The sequence below is a fragment of the Desulfotruncus alcoholivorax DSM 16058 genome (genome assembly GCF_000430885.1).
In the GTDB taxonomy this organism is placed as follows: domain Bacteria; phylum Bacillota; class Desulfotomaculia; order Desulfotomaculales; family Desulfallaceae; genus Desulfotruncus; species Desulfotruncus alcoholivorax.
Genome location: NZ_AUMW01000018.1, coordinates 1 through 19327, shown reverse-complemented (window position 1 = coordinate 19327; position 19327 = coordinate 1). Strand labels below are relative to the sequence as shown.

At 48.2% G+C, this 19327-nt stretch carries 27 protein-coding genes; 1 reads left to right on the top strand and 26 read right to left on the bottom strand.

All coding sequences use genetic code 11. The features are described 5' to 3' along the window. Nucleotides 1-516: 516 nt before the first annotated feature. Entirely contained in the window at nucleotides 517-768 is a 252-nt protein-coding gene (locus tag H569_RS0109955) for a hypothetical protein (protein WP_027364885.1), read from the top strand. A 169-nt stretch (nucleotides 769-937) separates the two neighbouring features. On the opposite strand, the gene H569_RS0109950 is transcribed toward H569_RS0109955, so the two are convergent. The 26 genes from H569_RS0109950 to H569_RS19925 all read right to left on the bottom strand — a co-directional run. Further along, nucleotides 938-1231 carry an XRE family transcriptional regulator gene (locus tag H569_RS0109950; RefSeq protein ID WP_027364884.1) on the bottom strand — a complete coding sequence of 98 codons (294 nt, stop codon included), beginning with the start codon at nucleotides 1229-1231 and terminating at the stop codon, nucleotides 938-940. Next, nucleotides 1224-1622 (bottom strand): type II toxin-antitoxin system RelE/ParE family toxin, encoded by a 399-nt coding sequence (locus H569_RS0109945; protein WP_027364883.1) that lies wholly within the window; start codon nucleotides 1620-1622, stop codon nucleotides 1224-1226. Before H569_RS0109945 ends, H569_RS0109950 begins: the two co-directional genes overlap by 8 nt. Nucleotides 1623-1794: 172 nt before the next feature. Continuing rightward, nucleotides 1795-2196 (bottom strand): hypothetical protein, encoded by a 402-nt coding sequence (locus tag H569_RS0109940; RefSeq protein WP_027364882.1) that lies wholly within the window; start codon nucleotides 2194-2196, stop codon nucleotides 1795-1797. Nucleotides 2197-2208: 12 nt separating this feature from the next. After that, nucleotides 2209-2601 carry an FmdB family zinc ribbon protein gene (locus tag H569_RS22875; protein ID WP_207637544.1) on the bottom strand — a complete coding sequence of 131 codons (393 nt, stop codon included), beginning with the start codon at nucleotides 2599-2601 and terminating at the stop codon, nucleotides 2209-2211. 67 nt (nucleotides 2602-2668) lie between these two features. Further along, nucleotides 2669-2908 carry a hypothetical protein gene (locus H569_RS0109930; protein WP_027364881.1) on the bottom strand — a complete coding sequence of 80 codons (240 nt, stop codon included), beginning with the start codon at nucleotides 2906-2908 and terminating at the stop codon, nucleotides 2669-2671. Between the two features lie 26 nt (nucleotides 2909-2934). Further along, on the bottom strand, nucleotides 2935-3702 hold the full coding sequence (gene radC, locus H569_RS0109925) for a RadC family protein (RefSeq protein WP_238492521.1): 768 nt from the start codon (nucleotides 3700-3702) through the stop codon (nucleotides 2935-2937). Nucleotides 3703-3987: 285 nt separating this feature from the next. After that, entirely contained in the window at nucleotides 3988-4977 is a 990-nt protein-coding gene (locus H569_RS0109920; protein WP_027364879.1) for a toprim domain-containing protein, read from the bottom strand. A 104-nt stretch (nucleotides 4978-5081) separates the two neighbouring features. Beyond that, a complete protein-coding gene (locus H569_RS0109915; RefSeq protein ID WP_157833506.1) occupies nucleotides 5082-5699 on the bottom strand; it encodes a hypothetical protein in 618 nt (205 codons plus the stop codon). 89 nt (nucleotides 5700-5788) lie between these two features. Next, a complete protein-coding gene (locus tag H569_RS23625) occupies nucleotides 5789-6061 on the bottom strand; it encodes a type II toxin-antitoxin system RelE family toxin (protein WP_114679285.1) in 273 nt (90 codons plus the stop codon). Next, complete coding sequence (locus tag H569_RS0109905) at nucleotides 6036-6302, bottom strand: hypothetical protein (RefSeq protein ID WP_238492520.1); 267 nt, start codon at nucleotides 6300-6302, stop codon at nucleotides 6036-6038. The genes H569_RS23625 and H569_RS0109905 overlap by 26 nt, the downstream gene beginning before the upstream one ends. A gap of 6 nt (nucleotides 6303-6308) precedes the next feature. Then, nucleotides 6309-6632 carry a single-stranded DNA-binding protein gene (locus H569_RS19945; RefSeq protein ID WP_034630200.1) on the bottom strand — a complete coding sequence of 108 codons (324 nt, stop codon included), beginning with the start codon at nucleotides 6630-6632 and terminating at the stop codon, nucleotides 6309-6311. 343 nt (nucleotides 6633-6975) lie between these two features. Next, complete coding sequence (locus H569_RS0109895; RefSeq protein ID WP_027364876.1) at nucleotides 6976-7566, bottom strand: hypothetical protein; 591 nt, start codon at nucleotides 7564-7566, stop codon at nucleotides 6976-6978. A 12-nt stretch (nucleotides 7567-7578) separates the two neighbouring features. After that, complete coding sequence (locus H569_RS0109890; protein WP_027364875.1) at nucleotides 7579-8385, bottom strand: S1 RNA-binding domain-containing protein; 807 nt, start codon at nucleotides 8383-8385, stop codon at nucleotides 7579-7581. A 38-nt stretch (nucleotides 8386-8423) separates the two neighbouring features. After that, nucleotides 8424-9542, bottom strand: coding sequence for a hypothetical protein (locus tag H569_RS19940; RefSeq protein WP_034630168.1), 1119 nt, complete (start codon nucleotides 9540-9542; stop codon nucleotides 8424-8426). A 22-nt stretch (nucleotides 9543-9564) separates the two neighbouring features. Next, nucleotides 9565-10293: a hypothetical protein gene (locus H569_RS0109880; RefSeq protein ID WP_027364874.1), complete on the bottom strand. Its 729-nt coding sequence runs from the start codon at nucleotides 10291-10293 to the stop codon at nucleotides 9565-9567. After that, nucleotides 10293-10814: a M23 family metallopeptidase gene (locus H569_RS22870; RefSeq protein ID WP_051273553.1), complete on the bottom strand. Its 522-nt coding sequence runs from the start codon at nucleotides 10812-10814 to the stop codon at nucleotides 10293-10295. Before H569_RS22870 ends, H569_RS0109880 begins: the two co-directional genes overlap by 1 nt. Before the next feature lie 66 nt (nucleotides 10815-10880). Further along, nucleotides 10881-11264, bottom strand: coding sequence for a hypothetical protein (locus H569_RS22865; protein WP_051273551.1), 384 nt, complete (start codon nucleotides 11262-11264; stop codon nucleotides 10881-10883). Beyond that, on the bottom strand, nucleotides 11264-13063 hold the full coding sequence (locus tag H569_RS0109870; protein WP_027364873.1) for a VirB4 family type IV secretion system protein: 1800 nt from the start codon (nucleotides 13061-13063) through the stop codon (nucleotides 11264-11266). The genes H569_RS22865 and H569_RS0109870 overlap by 1 nt, the downstream gene beginning before the upstream one ends. Nucleotides 13064-13075: 12 nt before the next feature. Beyond that, nucleotides 13076-13729 carry a TraC family protein gene (locus tag H569_RS19930; protein WP_051273549.1) on the bottom strand — a complete coding sequence of 218 codons (654 nt, stop codon included), beginning with the start codon at nucleotides 13727-13729 and terminating at the stop codon, nucleotides 13076-13078. Then, nucleotides 13729-14049 carry a PrgI family protein gene (locus H569_RS0109860; RefSeq protein WP_051273547.1) on the bottom strand — a complete coding sequence of 107 codons (321 nt, stop codon included), beginning with the start codon at nucleotides 14047-14049 and terminating at the stop codon, nucleotides 13729-13731. Before H569_RS0109860 ends, H569_RS19930 begins: the two co-directional genes overlap by 1 nt. Nucleotide 14050: 1 nt before the next feature. After that, nucleotides 14051-14893 (bottom strand): conjugal transfer protein TrbL family protein, encoded by an 843-nt coding sequence (locus tag H569_RS0109855; protein ID WP_027364871.1) that lies wholly within the window; start codon nucleotides 14891-14893, stop codon nucleotides 14051-14053. Nucleotides 14894-14945: 52 nt separating this feature from the next. Further along, nucleotides 14946-15278 (bottom strand): hypothetical protein, encoded by a 333-nt coding sequence (locus tag H569_RS0109850; protein WP_207637543.1) that lies wholly within the window; start codon nucleotides 15276-15278, stop codon nucleotides 14946-14948. Nucleotides 15279-15304: 26 nt separating this feature from the next. Continuing rightward, complete coding sequence (locus H569_RS0109845) at nucleotides 15305-17203, bottom strand: VirD4-like conjugal transfer protein, CD1115 family (protein WP_114679284.1); 1899 nt, start codon at nucleotides 17201-17203, stop codon at nucleotides 15305-15307. 166 nt (nucleotides 17204-17369) lie between these two features. After that, nucleotides 17370-18059 carry an MT-A70 family methyltransferase gene (locus tag H569_RS21785; protein WP_081410962.1) on the bottom strand — a complete coding sequence of 230 codons (690 nt, stop codon included), beginning with the start codon at nucleotides 18057-18059 and terminating at the stop codon, nucleotides 17370-17372. After that, nucleotides 18008-18598: a BglII/BstYI family type II restriction endonuclease gene (locus tag H569_RS0109835; RefSeq protein ID WP_034630165.1), complete on the bottom strand. Its 591-nt coding sequence runs from the start codon at nucleotides 18596-18598 to the stop codon at nucleotides 18008-18010. Before H569_RS0109835 ends, H569_RS21785 begins: the two co-directional genes overlap by 52 nt. 148 nt (nucleotides 18599-18746) lie before the next feature. Further along, the coding region (locus H569_RS19925; protein ID WP_034630163.1) for a hypothetical protein at nucleotides 18747-19327 on the bottom strand (581 nt) is incomplete at its 5' end.

Here is a 19327-nt window from a genome sequence, read left to right as displayed (position 1 = left end):
TCCTGCTGGAAGGGCTAAAAAGCATCTTCGAACACATAGGCGGCTCATCCCGGGAGATATGGTTTGATAACGCATCCCCGGCTTTATGGCCAGCAGAATGAATCCATGCTGTGGGCTCGTGGCCTAAGTGACCGGACAGCATCTGGAGCAACTTCGTAAGATTAACTTCCGGAAATTATGAGCCAAAGCCGGCGGAACTACCGCCAAAGGTTCCGGAATTAGCACCTGTCAAGGCCGCCTGACTATCATTGGATGTATAAAATGTGACTACGTTTACTATTTAAGGCTAGTACCATTTAATGCCATATATGGGAGCAGGGGTGCTCCAAAAATTAACTTCCGTTTGCTACATTTTCATCTAGCCAAACACATAAGCGCAACCAAGTGATTAATCTAAAGATCCCAAGCCGAGCTAATTTTTTACCGAGGTGATACTACTAAACCCAAATGGGACGAGCGGCGTGACCGGTACGAAACTCTAAGGGCAAACCTTGGAGCCTAACATATATTCGAGAGATGCGCATCAAGGCAATGGAAGGTTATTATAACGAGATAGGTTACTTTAACCGCACCGGCAATGGTCTGGTAGGTACCTGCCAAAAGTGGAAAGATACAGCGGAATGGCTTTTGATAGAAAATGCCCACCCAAAAATTATTTCAGATGAAGAACATGCAGAGTTGGTGAAAATGAAAGGTTTAGAAATGGAGCGAAGAAAGAAGCCCGGGTTCAAACCTCCAGTTGGACAAGCCAAAGTCAGTACTCATTGATAAGGCATCGCTAAAAAGCAGAAAAGCCGGAGATAAAAACTCCCCGACTTTCCCGGCTTCAGGTGGAGGCGACACCCGGAATCGCTCCAATATGCTAATAAAAGAATCGGTTTCAATTACTAGAAAAAGGGATTATGTACGCAGAAAAAATTAAGATGCCACACAAAAATTATACCTTGCGTTGCTTTGATGGAACGATTTCCAGTTTAAGATCTAGTGCGTCAAGAGTTTTTAAAACGGTAACGAAATTTCCGATACGCGCCCTTTCCAACCTGGATACCTGAGCCTGTGTCAAACGGGCCTTACGGGCAAGGGTTCCCTGACTCCAGCCGCGCCTGGTTCGTTCGGCAATAATAGCCCTAGCAATCTGATAACGAGACTCATCTTTAAGCATTTCTTCGATGATTTGCGGTTTGTTTTCAAGTTCCTCGGCAATTTCGTTCATAGTGACGAATTTAGTCATCTTTTTTTCCCCCTATCGTTTGCAAAAACTCATAGAGAATGTTTTCGGCCTTGCGTATTTCCGAATGTGGCACTTTACTAGAGTTTTTCCGAAAGCAATTTGTCATTAAAAACTTATCGTCTAAAACCAAAAAGAATAGTGCCCTTTCATTATACTGGGCAAATTTCGTTCGCAATTCCCATAGTTTTTCATTACTATCCCATATGCGATGAATATATCTATCCGGCAACTTAAGGCCAAATTCATTCAGCAACATGATATCGTGGAGTATTTTTGCCGATACTTTGGGTTGTGGGTGATTCATAATATATCGTGCAACTTCTTCGGTCATGACGATTCTGGAGCATTGAGACATCCTTTCCAGTAATTCTTTTTTGGTAATTCGGCCCATTATTTTCCACTCCCAAATGTTATTATATCAAATTTGATATAAATGGTCAATGCGAAACCAATATTTATGCTAATTTACCTGTATATTGATTAAATTGTAACCTTATTTACCTTGTGATCATTAAGTTAGCTGGCCCGGCTTACGCCAGGCCAGTTAACTTACAATTCAAAACCTACTTTATCCTTTCGGCAAAATACATATAACCATTTCCGTCAAAGCATTCCTTACAAGCTAAGCATCCATTGTTTGCACACGTTGGGCAAGGGTAAAGATGATCTGTCTTCATATTAATTTCATGTTCCTGAATCCAACCAAGTGCCTCTTCGCCGGTATAGGCATAGCCATCAGCAACACTGTCAATACCACCAACGTCCTTGCGGTCCATATGGTAGATCGCAATGACACCTGTATTTAGGTCCATCCAGTAGCAGCTATTTGGATGAAAATAGAAACTAATTCCGCCGGCTTCGTACCAACCGGCAGCTTTAATGACTTTTTCCGCCTCTTTCATCCGGAAGGATTCTTGCTCCGATGTCTCATTCATTAAATCTTTAAAAGTCAGCTTCTTGACCATACGCCCATCCCCTTACTTCTGAAGAAATTCAGAAATTTGCGGTGCTATAACTTTTTCAAGTTCAAGCGTACTTTCGCATAATGGACACTTATTATTAGACTTCGCCAGGGTGAATATCTCACCACAGCCCGTACACCTGTATTCCCAAACTTTCTTAACACCGGTTTTTACCGCATTCCAACATTCTAATAGAGGCCCGGCGACATGCAATATTTCTTTTTCAATAACTTGTTCATTTCCATTGCGCAATGCGCCAAGGAGGTGCCCCATATGTTCAGCGGCTATTACCCCCCATTCCATAGGTTTACGCTGATCATCCAACTCCGTATCCCCGTGAACTTCACGGTTAATTTGCTGTTGCAATAAAACTGCTTTAACAAAGCTTTCAGCTTCTTTAATCGTCATTGCTATCACTCCATTCTTAAATAACTGATCAATAAAATGAGAAACCTTCGTGGAGAAGCCTCTGGGCTTATCCCGGAGGAGGTTCACAATCTTTACCCCATGCCATTATTACTAGCTCTTTATAAATTTCTTGATCGATTTTATGTTCATTGTTCATAATTCCAGCTACCCTAACTAATGCTCTTAGAATGCCCATACCGTTGTCTAGCCCTCTGGCATTATTTAAACCATTATTTTTCACATAATGATAGTATTCAAATTCATCACAAGCCATTTCAAGTAATTCACAATATATCCTTTCAAACATTTTTATACCTCCCGGTTACTGCATCTTTACATCAAACCTCTGGCTTTAAAGCTCACAAACTTTTTATCTCCGATCACCAAGTGGTCTAAGACATTGATGCCGATAATATTACCCGACTCTATTAAACGTTTGGTTACCTCTATGTCTTGCTGGCTTGGTGTGGGGTCACCGCTGGGATGGTTGTGCACCAATATTACCCCGGCCGCGCTGCGCCTGATAGCAGCTTTATACAGTTCCCTGGGATGAATCGATGAAGAATTCAAGGTGCCGATAGAAATGGTCTCCCGGGCCAATACATGGTTCTTTGTATTTAATAACAAAACCCAAAAGTGCTCCCGGTCAAGGTGGCGCATTTCTTCCATCACCAGAGCGGCTGCGTTTTCCGGGGAATTAATAACCGGTCTATCCTCCGGCATGAGCTTGACCATGCGCCTGGCAAGTTCAAATGCAGCAGTAAGACGTACAGCTTTTTCTTTACCTATCCCGGGTAAATTCCTAAGTTCTTCAGATGACATCTGAGCAAGTGTCCGTAGTCCCTGTTTCATTAAAAATTCCATTGCTTCATCGGGTACAGGTCCTAGAATGGAAGCTAATACGCCAGGTAATTCAATCGATTCCACCCCATACCGAATAACTTCTTCCCTAACTTGCAAGGACAGTGTTCTCTGAACTGTTTGTACCGGTCGTCTCACTTTAAAGTCCCGTGAGCTGGGTACTTCTCCGGTATATTGTTTTAATTGCTCATCGCTCCATAAATTCATTATCACGGATACGGGCTTACGGCCCGTATCCAATCCCTCCTTTCGGATGATTGGTCTACGGGCGTACGCCCGGTTAACTTAGATTAAATTCACGCTATAGTTTTATAACAAACTCTTGTTTTCTCTCCACATTCAGCACATTTCCGTTTATGGCTCGGTGCTGCATAACAAGCGGTTACCGGTTTACCGTCCAATAAAAAGCCTTTTACGAAATACTCTCCTTGCACAATCTGTAACCTTCCGTTAATTAAGTTTGCGCACCTTTCACAAATAAACAACACTTTACCCATTTGCTTACCAACCTTTATTTCCAGAACATTAAGCGCTTTGCTTTTTTATGGCTGTAGCCACAAGCACATCATCAATACCTTTGCCTGTTTTCCATCTCGCTCTTTTTACTTTCAGCCCATGTCTTAGTAGTTCATGTTTCAAAGCCTTTTCTGCTTCAGCCACATTACAATTAGTTGTTGCGTCCATGTCATAGGCTATAATAATTTCTTTTGCATCCATTTCCAGTACTGTTTGAAGTACCGGCTTCCAGGTGGTTGCGCTTAGCGAGCCTATCACTACGGCACCCAGGTACTTAGATGCAATATCGGCTTTTAGCGGGCCTTCGGTAATCCAAACCCTGTTATCTTTCAGGTTTTCCGGCCTGGCTATATGGGCCGGGGTACCGCAGCTGCAGCCGCCCTGGTGCTGACGACCGCTAAATAACTTATATTTACCTCCACGATTAGGGTCATCCATCCTTCTTTGTAAGGCTTGAATTCGTCCGTTGCTGTCAAGTACCGGTATAAAGTAACCGGTCTGCCAATCAAAGGTCCAGTAGTTGCCTCCATACCGGCCACGGGCTTTAAAGAACCCGGGGATACCGTGCAGGTCATGGCCTCTTTCAATTAACCTGCGACATATGCTCCAGGGTTTATCGCTTTCCGGGATGGACTTATAGCCGTTCCTTTTTATATCCATTTCACTTAACCCACGTCTGATTAGGTCGTCCTTGTGGTGTGGGTTAAGCGATAAAAGTCTTAAAAAATCTCTATAAACACGGTTACGTGCTTCCACTGGTGCAGTTGTCACAGCCGCTATTTTTTCGTTCAATATTACAGCCGTTATATTAACCGCACCCGGTTTAAGCCAATGGAGGTACGCAACCTGGCCATTGCTCATGTGTACTTCTTTAAACGAACCTTCCTTTATCCTCATACAGCTCGCTATATAGCTATTAAAACCACACCAGTCACCCACACCACATATGGGACAGGGATTCGACGGCTTGGCTTTAACAAATTTTTCATATTGTTTCATGACCCGCCCTCCTGTTTATGGGGTGCTAAAATGCAAAAGGAGAACGAACGGGCTATTTACCCCGGATTAGTTCTCCCTGTGGTTTCTGGCTTTAATTAGCCTGCTTACCACTCCGCCTTCACGAATATCACAAATGCGGTACCGCTCTCCATGCGGCGAAATTTTACTTCTACCGGCTTGCCCACTGACTGAAGCAGAGCCTTGCCGGTAGCATTTTTGGCAAAGAAGGCTTCCTTTTTGCCACTGTCCGCATATTGGCACCAGGCCCGGACCGTACCGAGAGTTTTGGTTTCCTTCGCTTCCAGAACTTTGATGGGTGTCCAATCAAGTGGTTCATCGTTTGGCTGGTCTTCTCCATCATTATTCTTTGTAGACTTTTCCTTGGCTGCTTCTTCCCGGCCGGTGGTCATGTCGCAGGTTATTGTATTAATCCGTCCCAGGCCACAACCATCCCCGGCCCACATGGCGCATTCTTCCAGCAAGCATTTCATAAACTGTTCTTCCCATTCATTCTTGGCAACAACTACTCTTCTTTTTCTAAACGGACATAATTTGGTCATCTCTTGGGATACGGGCCATGCCCGCATCCATTCACCTCCTGTCGAGTGTGTTGGAATATCGGGCATAACCCTTTTCTTTACTTGCTTAATTCTTAAGTGCAGCCATTTGCGTCGCCAGCACCCAAAGAGCTCCGTCAACGGTCTGTTGTACATGTTATACATATCAAAACCCCCTCTTTTTTCTAAAATAAAAAGGGCAAAAAAGTTATTTATCATAACCTCTTTGCCCTTGCTCTCTTGCACATAAGTGCTTATTTATATGCTTTATCTCTCAGTCTGATTGATATTATTTCCACCTGGTAAGTTAAAAATTTGTAGCGGAAAAATATCCTCCAGTCTCCGACACGCAACTTGAATACATCCGAATATTTTTTAACTTTCCCAATCTCAATTCCTGGAGGATATATTTCCAGTTTTTTCACAGCTTCTTTGATTCGTATTTGGTTTTGCCGATCAATAGATTGAAGCTGTTTTAGAGATTTTCGGGAGAAGTCAACCTTAAATACCAAGTTCTTTCCATACATCTTCAGCGCTCACTTTAAGACCCGATTCAAGTTCATTCAGCCCTTCTTTAATGTCTTTTTCTTCCTCCGGGGAAATTTCAACTACCGGCCAGGCCATTGAGTTTAATATTACCCATAATGCCTGTAACTGTTCTTGGCTTAAACGATCAATAAGAGCCTTTACGTGCTCTTTTTGTACGGCTTGGACTGCCATGGCAACCACCTCAAGATTATTATATCTTAAGTATGCCAAGCAAATCACCTCTTTTTATTCCTTTGCCTTATCCAGAAACTTTACTTTCTCAGCCACCACTTCAGCTGCTTTACGCCTGATTCCCTGGCTATCCTCATATGACCGAACCTGTAAACGTCCCTTGAAGGAAACCAGCCGGCCTTTGCCGAGATATTTAATGCAAGTCTCGGCTAGCTTTTCCCAGACGATGATTTCTATGAAGTCAACTTCCCGCTCCCCGTCAGCGTTTGCGTAATCCCGCTCCACAGCCAGAGTCATCCTGGCAACAGTCTTTCCATTCGGTGTTTTCTTTTCCTCCGGGTCCTTTGTCAGCCGGCCAATCAACCAAACCTCATTCATCTTGTATATTCCTCCTTTTTTTTAAAATAAAAGCCCACGCGTAACATTCGTCGGACTTTTTTACCCTTTAACTTTTTTGAATAAAACTCAATTTAGCCGCTTTTTTTTCTCTTGAAACAGAAAAAGACAAGCGCATACAGACACTTGTCTTTTAAACTCAATTACCATTATCAAATTAAACAAACCAACGGCCCGAAAGCCGAAGGTACTCAACAGACACATTTCAGCCCGCAAGCTGAAATAATAAACAAAAACATACTTGCGGCCCGCAAGCCGAAGTCAAAATAAACAACTTATACTGGTAAAATAACACATAACCTGAAACATTTCAATAAAAAAAATATTATTTTTTCACTTGCTTAAAGATTATTTGCTTATTATTACTAATAAGTAAAGTATCCGCAGTATATAACTTTCCCTCCGGTGTAAGCTGCCGTGCCTCGTCCAGCGTTGGAAACAACAACAGATCAGCCTTTTCGAAGGGTTTTTCTCCACGCCGCACCGGGTCCACCAGGCGCGTATTATTAATTATCATCCTCGCTACCTGCCCCGGCAACATCTCCCAGATCATCCCCGCATATTCTCTGCGCAAGCGCAAAAAAAGCACCCCCAGGGCTGCCAACCGCGCCGCCTCCACCGGACCGGGCACGGGCACAGTGGAGGCAAGCCAAACACGCACATAATGCCCATCTTTTAAGCAATCAAGCCGGTAGGCCAGGCCGGCCCGCTGCAGAGCATACATGTTCTTCTGCAGCGACGACTTTTTACACCTAAAGTAGCCGGCCAACATAGTAGTAGTAAGCGCCGCTCTTGACTCGCGCAGCAATTCCAGCACCGCCAGCGCCCGGGAGCTCAAACTTAATATTTTACCCCGGGCCTCATTCATAGGTCCCGGGGTAATATTATCAAAATAAGCTAACGGACTGTCCCGCACATTGCCACCACCCTAAGCCAGCCGGTCCGTTAGTTTCAAGCGCAGCAACTTCTTTTCCGGGTCAAACCTGGTTACAACCCCGCGCACCCGGTCCCCGGGGCTGATCCTGTCCAAAAGCGAAAAGTTGGCCAGGGCGACCACACCATCCTTGAACTCCACGAAAGCCTTGTCACCATGCACCCTCACCACGGTACCGGAGATCCTGTCCCGGCGCTTGAAGTCAACCTTCTCCCAGGGATCCGGCAGCAACTCCGTGCGGGATACAACGATTTTATTCCGCTCCGAATCAACCTCCATCACCTTAACCCGCAGCTGCTGCCCAAGGTTAAAAACCTTGCGCAGCGATTGGAGCTTTTGAGAAAACGTGGCCATCTTGCGGGGCATCTCTCCTATCACACCGCCACCAACGTCCAAGTATACGGTATTGCGTCCTACACCCCGCACGATTGCATCTACGACCTGTCCCGGACTAAGCCTTTCCATGACCGACTTGCGCATATCAGCCAGCGCCTCTTGCCGTGAAAGGGCCGCGATACCTGAATCTTTATCAATACCTTTCACCTTGACAAAAACCATTGAACCGGTAAACTGGTCCATCTGCCCGGGGTACTCCAAACCAGATTCGGAAAAAGGAACCAACCCTTTGGCGCCGTCCAATTCCAGCTCCCAGCATTGTTCACCGCCTATCTCCGTTACCTTGAGCACTTCAGCTTCAACAACCAGGTTACGTTCCCAAACCGTGTACAAGACATCAAGCCCGCTGGCCTCAGCAGCAGCTTTAAAACCTTCGGGCCGCGTAAATGATCTTGAAATTTGCATTAATAAAACCTCCCGTTTTTCTAATTTAATCTTAAATATCATTTTTTAAAGAACCTTAAGAACGAACGTTTCTGTTCAACCACTTTGTCCGGCAACACCTCCGAGAGCATTGCCTGCAGCGCCTCGCCCGCATCATCCGGCCTGAGCGGGTCGGGAATGTATGGCAAACTATAAGCCTTTAAACCGGTTTCACTTGCCAGTATCTTATAAAAATCTTCTGAAGGCGCAATAAAGGCCAAACTGACATTACTCTGCTCCCCGCACTGCGATAAAACCAACAGCAGGTCATGCCAGCGCCAGGGTGCAGCGGAAGCGACCACCACAGCCAGATTTGACCTAGAAAAATCCGCTATTTTGGAATGATCAAGCTCACCGAGATCGACAACGATATACTTAAACCTACCGCGTATTTGCTGCAGCTTTTTATAAAACACCTGGTCCAATTCCGAATCGTGCACATCCACACCAATCGGGAAAATATGCAGATTCCCCACCCTGTAAGAATCCGGCATGTCACCTTCGCGCAATTTTATAACTCTAACCAAATATCCAAGACTTCTTTTATTATTCAATTCCAGCAAGGCCACGGCATATTTTTTTTGGGCTATATGCGAGGCTATGGCCAGGGCGGTATGCGTGCAGCCTATTCCCGAAGCCGCTCCGGCTACGGATATAGTCACTGCGCCGATCGGGTGGCGTTCAATAACAACCCGCTCACTCGTTCCGTTATATTCCCGATCACGGGATACATGCCACCTGGCCGCCTGCGCAAAGGTAGCCGGCGGCGCCTGCAGGGTCCGGCCGGTCAGAAGAGCCCAATCCGACTCATCACTGCCGGCTGAAATATCATAAATACCTAGGCCGACCAACTGGGCCACTGTAACATCACCCGGCTCCCTATCCGAAACAAGGAGCACTATCCGCACGCCGGGCCTGGCAATACGATACCCCTTTACCGCGATTACCAGGTCCTCCCCCGGCCCGGCATCCACGTCCAGAATCAAAGTATCAGCCGCCACCCGGGACAACGACTGAAACATGCTCTTAATACCGCCGCTGTCCATTTTCTCCGCCTGGCAAAACACCAAATCACCGAATTCCTGCACAGCCGCTTGCACCTGCTCCGCCCGCTCCGGGACGGTAACTACAGCGAACATTAAATCACCAGCCTTCCTCCAATCAAGCGTCCGCAACAGAAAAAGCAAGTTCATCAATGGTAACATCTTCAGGCAAGGGCTTTTTCTCCGTAAAACGCACATACAGCGTATCATGTCCCCGCAAATCCCCGAGCAAAGGCTTGATGGCCAGCTGTCCATAGCGATAATAATCAACCTCCGTCCAGGGACCTTTGGATGAAAGCGCTATTTCCGTCTTAATATAGCCGGTCAAATCGAAATCAACATGCGAATAACTTTCAAAATCCTCATGCCAGTTTAAACGACTGCCGCGAACCATTACCTCTATCCCGTCAACCGGCCTGCCACGGTTGGACACCGGAAAAGTGATCCCACCGGGCTTCAAGTGATAAATCTTTTCCTCTTCCGTGGACATGGTTTTCGTAATACCGTAATGCCCGGTCCTGATTACTTGCAAATCCTTCTCTTCGACTGGCGCGCCGATATAAACGACACCCAGGTTTCCGGTGGTTTTGTCTTGCTCGTCCCGCTTAATCTTTTCCATGACCTGTTCATTAGGCTGGGAATCTAAAAAACGAAAAACATACATACGCGTTGTGGTTTTCCAGTTAAAATAATTACCACTCAACTCCGGTTCTTGAATGTCGTTCAAGCCGGCATTTTCAGATGATAAAGCTCCGGGTTCCGGTTCCCGAAATACCATTCCCGCGAAAAAAGCTACAGCGGCAATTAAAATTGCCGCAGCAGCTAAAACCAAATACTTACGATTCATTATTGAGCACCTCCGTAAAAATCAACTGGATTGCGCGGCCGGCCGCCTACACGTACTTCAAAATGCAGGTGCGGGCCAGTGCTCTTGCCCGTACTGCCGACATAACCAATTACCTCGCCGGCGTCCACCTGCTGACCTGGAGCAACAACAATACTGGACAGGTGGAAATACCTCGTCTCCGCAACTCCATGGCTTATAATCACCGCATTGCCCGCATTACCCATCCACCCGGCCGCCTCTACCACCCCGGCTCCGGCAGCATGCACCGGTGTGCCGGTCGGAGCGGCCACGTCCAGCCCTTCGTGAAAACCAATACTGCCATTTACAGGATCGATCCTTTCGCCGAACCCTGAAGTAATATTAAATACACCGGTCAAAGGCCACACCAAAGGTCCGGACTCACCCGGCTTCCACCCGGGTGGTACACCGGAACCGGCGTTTAAAAGAAAGCTCAGGTCGGCAACTAAGTAATTCTGAACTTCTTCCATGTCCACACCCAGGTCACTACAAACTTCCGCCAAGGTTTTCAGCCTGAAAACCGGATAAGTGGTTCAGGTTTTATCCTCACCACTACCCACGCAGTGAGTTCACGTACCCACCTGTTCAATAAAGCTTTCAGCCAAAGATTCAGTCCTACTCTTGGTAACATTTTTAAAATCCTGTTTGAGGCGCACAGCATCTATGGCAATCATCTGCTGCCAGTTAATCAACTCAACCCCGTCGTCGCAGGGCGACTTTGTGCTTGCCGTTACCTCTTTGGCAGCTTCCACATACATTTGAACTATACCGGGCATCGCCATGGGCACATGCTTAAAAATCACAATCGGTCCGGCAAAAATCAGGGCAATAAGAGCCAGGGGCAGCATTATTGCCAGCAAGATAAATTTAACAACCTGTTCCGGTTCCGGCATAACTCCCGAAATAAAAGATCTAGCTATAGCCCTAGCGATAAAACCAGCCGGCGGGGCCATTATTCGCCACCACCCGTCAACATGGGCAGTTCGTAGGGTGCCGCCTCAATCCTGACCCGGATGCGCTGAGCGCCGGCAACCAAAAGCCCCTCGCCGCGCCTGGCGCTGAAAAGCAACTCCTGCTCCGCCTCGGATAAGTTCATCAGCCGCGACAGCGCCTCCAAATCCTTCTCACCCTGGGCAAGCAACAGCTTGTAGCAGGGGTTGTCCAATAGCGCCTGCCCGTACCTGGCCACAGTCGGGTCAAGGAAATCCACGACATTCTGACTGATAACGAACAGACCGCCCTTGTACTTCCTGATCCGCTTCGAGGTATCCCTTAGAAAGGCAAGGGCCTGGGGCGTCTGGGGGTCCACCAGTAGCCACGCCTCGTCCACCACCAGGATAGTCTTTTCCTGACGGTCCCGCTCTATCTGGTGCCAGGCATAGGATAGCACATTAAAATACTGCGCCCGTCGTACGGCTTCGTCGGCGTTCTGCAGTTCGTGCACGTCAAGGACAATCAGATCCGAATCAGCCTCGGCCGTAGTGGGTCCGGACCATAGGGAAGAATCAGCACCTTCCGCCGCCCGGCGCAACAACACGGCCAGCCGCTCCCAGTTACCGGAGCCGGTTTTGGCTTTGGCCGCGATATAATCATACAATTCCCTGGTCGTAGGCCACTTTTCTCCGGGTACGGTAGCCGGATCAGTATTCCAGCCGATGCCGGACTCTTTATAAATTTCCACCAGGGCATCTTCCAACGCCGCTTTTTCCACGTCCGAAAGGTCCCGCAGGTACAGCGAAAAAAATGTGCGCAGCGTTTGCAAATGCAGCGCCAGAGGGCCTTGCACAGACACAGCCTTTTGATAGTCCTCTTCATCATCATCGCCGACCGGCACCGCCCGCACCTGCAAGGGGTTTATACGCCCCTGCCCGCCGGCACAATTAATCCAGGCTCCGCCGAGCTGCTTACACATCTCCCTGTACTCGCGCTCGGGATCAATAATAATCACCCGCGCCCCCTGCGCCAATTCCCGCAGCAGCATCATTTTAACCGCATAAGATTTACCCGCTCCGGGCTTTGCGAGCACCGTCCAGTTAGAATTAGTTCTATCGCCCCCTCTTTTCCATATATCCACCAAGACCAACCCACCGTCCCGGTCCCGACCAATAACACTACCGCTACCGTCATTAATCCCGCCTGCCGTAAAAGGAAACGAAGCCGCTACCGTTTCGGACGGCATGTTCCTCTTACCGGCATCCGATATTTCAGAGGGCAATATCGCCCAGGGGCCAACGGCTTTAAGACCGTCTTCCTGCCTGAATAAGGCCGCCCGGCCCCGCATGCCCGCCGCCGCCAGCGCCGCCTCCACAGCCCGCGACCGCCTGTCCAGCGTCTCCCGGTCGGAGGCCAGTACAAGCAAAACCGTGGTCAAATTAAATACCTGCTGCTGTTCCTGGTCAATTTTCCTTAAAAGCTCCCGGGCATCTTTCAACCCCTGCTCTGCACGCTGCATAATAAGGGCGTTGCCGCCTTGTTCCAACCTCGCTTTCAACTCACCAATGGACTTATTAATGTTGCTGGTTAATTCCACTGGCTCTGTGGGCGTTATGTGTATAGAACAAACCACCCCCGGCATGCCGGATACTCTTGATAACCAGGCTGAGTTAACCCGGGGCGGATAATCTGTGATAACAATTACCCGTCCCATTTGGTCACCAAAAACAATGTCGCGCGCGTTAAACTCCAGCGCCTGCGGGGCCAGGCTGTCCAAGAGCCCTGATGCCGCCACCGTTGTAGTACCTTTTTTAGCCATTTTTGACGCCTCCTACGAATTAACCAGAGTTGTTATATACTGTGTGGGAGCTGGCGGCCGCTCAAAAGCCGCCTGCACCGGATGAGTGAAACAAAACAACAGGTCGATAATCTCCTGATCATTACAAACATCTACTTCCAGGCCCGCGCCCTCCAACATCCCTTTTAATTCAAAAGCCCGCTGGATCGCTTCCTCACGGGCCTGACTCCCCTTCTTTTGGGGCAAAATAATATAATATCGCCGTTCCAGCGCCTCGCCGCCGGCAACCATGCCGGAGACATACCGCAAGTAGTTCTGCAGCAGCCGCCTCCTGACCGGTTTGCCGGTCAAATCCCGGGAAAGGTTTTCAAGATGTCGCAAGTACGCATCCAGGTCCACCGGGCGACCCAAACATAGTATTTGCAGTGGTTCTTTTTGCCCGTTGAACGCCTCATGCACGGCGCTTATTACACGCCTCTTTTCGTTTCGTGACTTCAGGGTAAAATTATAGGGCCGCACCCGCAACACGGCCGCCAAACTGCCGTCCCGTATGTGAAGAACCCCACCCGCTACATCTTTAAAAGGCAACCACCGCTGCACCGTAGCTTTGGCATCTTGCTTGGTTTCTTCCGCCGCCTCTTTTTTGCCGACTGCCTTTTTATTACCCCTGATTTTTTTAATAACCATCAACCAATCCTCCTGTACAAATACCGCCGCCGGGATTTGGCCCAGCGGCGTTTTCTGCGAATCAAATCATAAAAACTCAGCCCGTCCGGCCCGGGCCTGGTTACGGTAAATACGAGAGCCGGCGGGATAACCAGCATCACAAAACGTATTCCCGCCGAGGTAAATAAACTGACCACACCGAACAGCGCCGCCCCCACGGCAGCGCCGGCCAACACCACACCCAGCTCAAACCAGCCGAAGCCCGGGAAAATTTCATACCTGGTCATCACATTGCGCGGTATTAAATACATATCGGAATTTGTATCGTTCACCGAACCCATATCAAGCCCCCCTCGTCAGCATTTTCCGCACCAGAACCATCTTGGCCGCACCCCCGGCCGCACTGCCGATACCGGTATGGTGGGCAAACTGCCGCAAGAAACTGGGCGCTTTAAAAGTCACCCAAAGCCAGGCGATGGCAAAGAACGGGCCGGTTCCGCTGCTGGAAAGGTTTACTCCCTGGGCCAGAAAGCCCTTGATCAGCAATACCTGAAGGGCCTGGGTCATACTTAAAACTACCAGTTCCCGCCACCAAGTGGCAAACACGCCCTCATCAGACCTGAGCAGCCCGACGGCCATCACCGGCCCCACAACCGCCAGCGCGCCCAGTTCCACCCCGCGAATGGCAGCCTGGACCAAAATAAGAAACCACAGAACCAAAACTATAACAACCATGATAATCAGGGATGCCGGCATATTCAGGGCCGAATTCAGACTGATGCCCTCAAAACCCTGTTTTACTTCATACGATGATATAGTACCAACCGCCCCGGCCAGGCTGTTGCCCAATTTATATACAAACTCGGCCAGCCACGGCATTCCGGCTATTGCAGCAGTACCCAAGGCAGCCCTGGTCAACAACCTGCCAATATCCGCGCCGGGTTCCCCGTGCTGGTATAAAATATACGAGCGCAGGCACTCCACCGCCACCGCCACCGCAAGCAGGCTCCCTGCAACCGCCTGGGATATCACAATGGCGTTTCGTACCAGGGGATTCTTAAGTACATCCATAGCCACTTTCATTAAATTCGTAACCTCAATCATGGCCATGTTGATCATAAAGTCTGCTATGCCGGCGAGGAAATTGACAATGGCGCCGGAAATAAGGTTGTATATTACATCCACTCTTTTACCTCCCCTCACAAGGGCCGGGTGCGTACACCGGCCCTTTTAGGCTTTAAAAATACGATAAAAACGCCTTAACAATTAAAGTTGCGCTGACACCTATCGCGCCGCCTACGAGAGCGTTTTTAATGCCCTTGTTATGCACTGACACACTGTGCATCTCTTCCTCCTGGCTAAGGTTTTTCATTAATGCATGATATCCTATTTTGGCCCCGGCGGCGACCGGAATCAACCCCAAAATCCAGCTGGTGGCATCATTGAGCAGATTTTTAAAACCGGTCACAAACTCAGGCTCCCCGGCCGCAGCAGCAGGGGAAACAACCACAAGAAAAACCATAATCGTCACCGGACTAACAGTTAAAAGCTTTTTAGCAATTCTTCGCATGTTTTTTGTCCTCCTTAGTCAACTAATTACAACTCACTTAAAATATCCACGGGTTCCGCTTTTTCAACAATAAAGTCATCCGTATCCTCCACCGGCCCGGGTTTGGGTACCCAGATCTCAGGTAAAACTATCGCCCCCTTTCCAGAAGTAATGGACGACTTTCCAAAGTCAGCCGCCGCCGGCCACTCGGATAAATCCGGCAGCGGCAGCCGGGCTGGATTTGTCCGGCCCCGGAAGATAAGGGACCGGCCCACCGGCCACCTGAGCACCTCGTCCGGCAGTAAAAGTGCCCGGCCCGCCAACCCGTACGAAACACCCCGGGTATGGTCAATTTTCCTCACCTGGGCGGACAGGCTTTCCGTCTGCTGGGTGTACTTGCCGGTTTTTTCGCTTAAAAGCCTGGCCGTTTCATAATCGGCCGTGGACAGGTATACCCACGTATTGCAGTTTCCGGTAATAGTAGTTGCATCATCCTGATAACGCTTCTTGACCTGATCCAATCCCTGTATCGCCAATAAAAATTTCATTCCGCGCCCGCCGGCCAGGGTGATTTTTTCTGCAAAGTCCGGTATCGGCGGCAGGTTGCCGAATTCTTCAAGCAGGAAGTGGACTCTTTTATCCAACCGCCCACAGTTCGCCCGGGCAAGTTCGGTCAGCGCTTGGTAAACTTGCGCTATATACAGCGCTGCCAGTATATGCAGGCTGCTGTCCTCGTCCGGCACCACAATAAATACAGCCGTTTTTTCCCTGCCGGGAGCGGCCAGGTCGTGGTCCTGCTCCGCCGTCAGCCAGCAGACCCCCGGATCGGACCACATTTCCAACTGGGCGGCCGTACCGGTAAAAATACCGTTGCGGAGTTTACCCCAGGCCATGGCCGCTACGCCATATGCAATCTTGGCCGGGTGATCGTCATCAAGACTGTTAAAATATACATCCAGATCCTCTCCTCCGTTCTTGCCCAGTGTGGTTAATGTGCGGTAAACACTGCCCATGTGCCGGCCCGGCGCCGGGGCCTCCATGCTCACCGCCAAAGCAAGGGCCGCAGTGAGGCTCTTCTGTGACTGCGGCCAGATTTTGTCTCCCTTATAGTCTTCCGGTCGCTGGAACTGGTAGGTCAGCATGTGCGCCAGTTGCTTGGCCGCTTTCGAAGCCCCCGCAGCATCGCCGCTTTGCAGGCGCATTATGACCGGGTACAGCAGGTTCCAGCGGTTACCGCTGCCCGGATCCTGGAAATCCAACAGTATTACGTTGTACCCCTGCTCCCGCAAGTAACCGGCGGTTGTATTATATAGCTCCTTCTTTGGGTCGGGCATAATCATACTCTCCCCAGACCGGGCAATAGTCCAGATGCTGGGCATGATCTGCCGGCGGGACTTACCCGAACGGGTCGCGCCAATTAAGAGGGTATGGGTATCGTCCGTGTCAAGCCAGGCATAAAAATTCTTGCCCTGCCGCTTCGCTCCCAAAACCACCCCACCTCCGGGCAGTTCCCGGCCGGCATTCCACAGGTGAAAATTGCTGTTTACCTCTTTTTCCGTCTGCCAGCGGGCTGTACCGAACTGCCCCTGGCCCACAGCATCCGGCCCGCCGATGTCTTTGCCGCCTTTTTTGCGCCGCATCAAGCCATACTGGGTAAATATACCGATAACTGCGGCCATAGCCATGGGCTGAAAGTAATACCAGACCGTTCGGGTCTTTTCTTCCCTGAACAACACAACCGGCCCGGCAAAGGGTTTTGGGGCCACAAATTGTTTCCACCCGGCCAGCCCTGCTTGAAAACCTTGTTCCTTGACGTACCAGGGAAGTTGCAGCAACAAGGGCAACATGAAAAAATCAAGAAAAAGTAGTGCTGTCAAAAGCACCAGACGGAATTTCATGCCCCTGGTCAACCTCACAAATGCCGGTATTCTTTTCCCTGTAAACAACTAACAACCACCTCCAAAAAAATGTGATATAAAAATAAAAAATCCAGGGTCAATAACACCTGGATAAGATAATTCAAATATTAATTTCGTTACTCAATCAAAGATTGTGAACCTCCTCCGGAATGAGCCCGGAGGCTTCTACCCATAAGTTATTTTTAGGTTTAGACTATGGGCGCGGTAAGCAAGTCAATGTATCTGAATGAAGAGTGTAAGACGGATAGTTGGATGGTTCATAACTACCTAATTGGTTACCCCATTGATACCAATTTGGCCGTGAGACTCGGGCAAATAATTCTAAATATGGACCTGGGCTGCATTTTTCAATAATGTCGTACAAATCTTCTGGTTTTCGCGAATGCTCGCGTTTACGGGAAACAATGATATTAACCTGACTGCGTCCGGGCGGCAGCGTGCGAAGATTACCACGTACCCCAAAAAGCACAAGCTCTGTTACATTTCTAAAGTAAAAGCCTACACCACGTCCATCAGGACCACCATCTTTGCGAACTTTATACCAAACGAGATTGGTTTTATATGTAAAACCCCAAGATTCCATTACCTTGAGTCCTTCTAATATAAGAGCGTTTGGCACCCACAAATAAAGATGGCTTTGGGGTAAAACAATTTCTGACACCGGCAATCCGGCAATTTCATCAACACTTAATGTACTGTAACGTAAAAGTCTTTTATGCTCAGGTGCCATCTTGCCCGTTCGGTTGTTAAAACGCCAAGGTGGATCGGCCAACACCGTTGCTACTTTAGTGCCATTTAGATATTCTAGAAATGATTCACTTGCTTTTACCCCTAATCCTCCACATACAAGGTCCTTTGAATTCCGAATACTAGAATCGGACATCCACCACCACCTCCTCCTTCGATTCTGGGTAGTAAACGGCTCATATGAGTTGTTGATGCTCCATAACTAGCGCCCTTACCGAGTACATTAAAAATTTCCTGCAATTCGTCGGACCTAGTTATTATAACACCTACATCTATCACCCTTAATTCAAACAGCAAACGGAAGTTGTTAAGATCACGATCGTAAAAGGGATCTTTATTATTCCATTCAACCTCTAAAGCCACTTTGTTTTTAAAACAATCAACGCTATGTGTTGGAGAGTCATGTGAATTATTATCCACCATTATTTTTGTATTAAATGACTTCTCTACCCAACCCAGACGGTAAAAATGCGAATCGATACGGTTGGCAATCGGGGATTTACGCCCTCCAGGCTTAAGTATCTCGCTTCGATAAAGTTGAAATCCCCGTAATACAGTAATGAGGTCATTCCATTCTTCAGGATAAGCTCCACAAAGTACAGCGCATGCGTTTCTCCACTCATAAACCTCGTATAATTCCCGAATATCTTGAGGTAAATGATGTATACTTACCACTTTAACATACCATCCTATCAAGCATTACTTTGCCTTATTTGCTTCGCTCTTAATGCAACAATTTCCTGCTATTAATCAAACAACTAAAATTATTTAATATTGGAATACATCACAATTTACAACTCATAAGTTAATTATCATCAAAAGACTACCTTTCCTGCTCTCGCTCCTCTTCCTTTTCCCGCCTGCGCATGCGCTTTTCATCTTGCGCCCGTTTTTCCATCTCGCCCCGGGCCTCTTCCCGGGAACGCGCCCTCTCAATTGCCCGCCAGGCGTTGCGCCAAAGACTTCCAACCAGGTTAAGCGATTGAGTACGGTTAAATTTATATTCCCACGGCGCCGGCGGCGTATTTTTAACTCCCAGGTTTTCATTCAATCTCTGCCAATTTACCGGTCCCAAGAAAAAATCTTTGCGGCCCGCCACGTCTAACCTATCCAAAATATCCCGCAACCTGGCTTCAGAAATATTTACACCGGCCCTGTTCACCCACTCTTTAACAATTTCATCCCTTTCACGTTTACTCACGCCCAGTGCGTATAACACCTGTGCCATACTCCTGACGGTCCAATTTAATTCTTTATAACCAAGGTTTTGCGGGGTAGCCGATGCAAATTCAGTAATCACTTGTTCAATATGCTTTGTTATAACTTCAGGCGTTTCAAAAAGTTTGTTTTCCTGCTCATCATATTCCGGCTCTTTTATCCCAAACCACGGAGATAAAAGTTCTT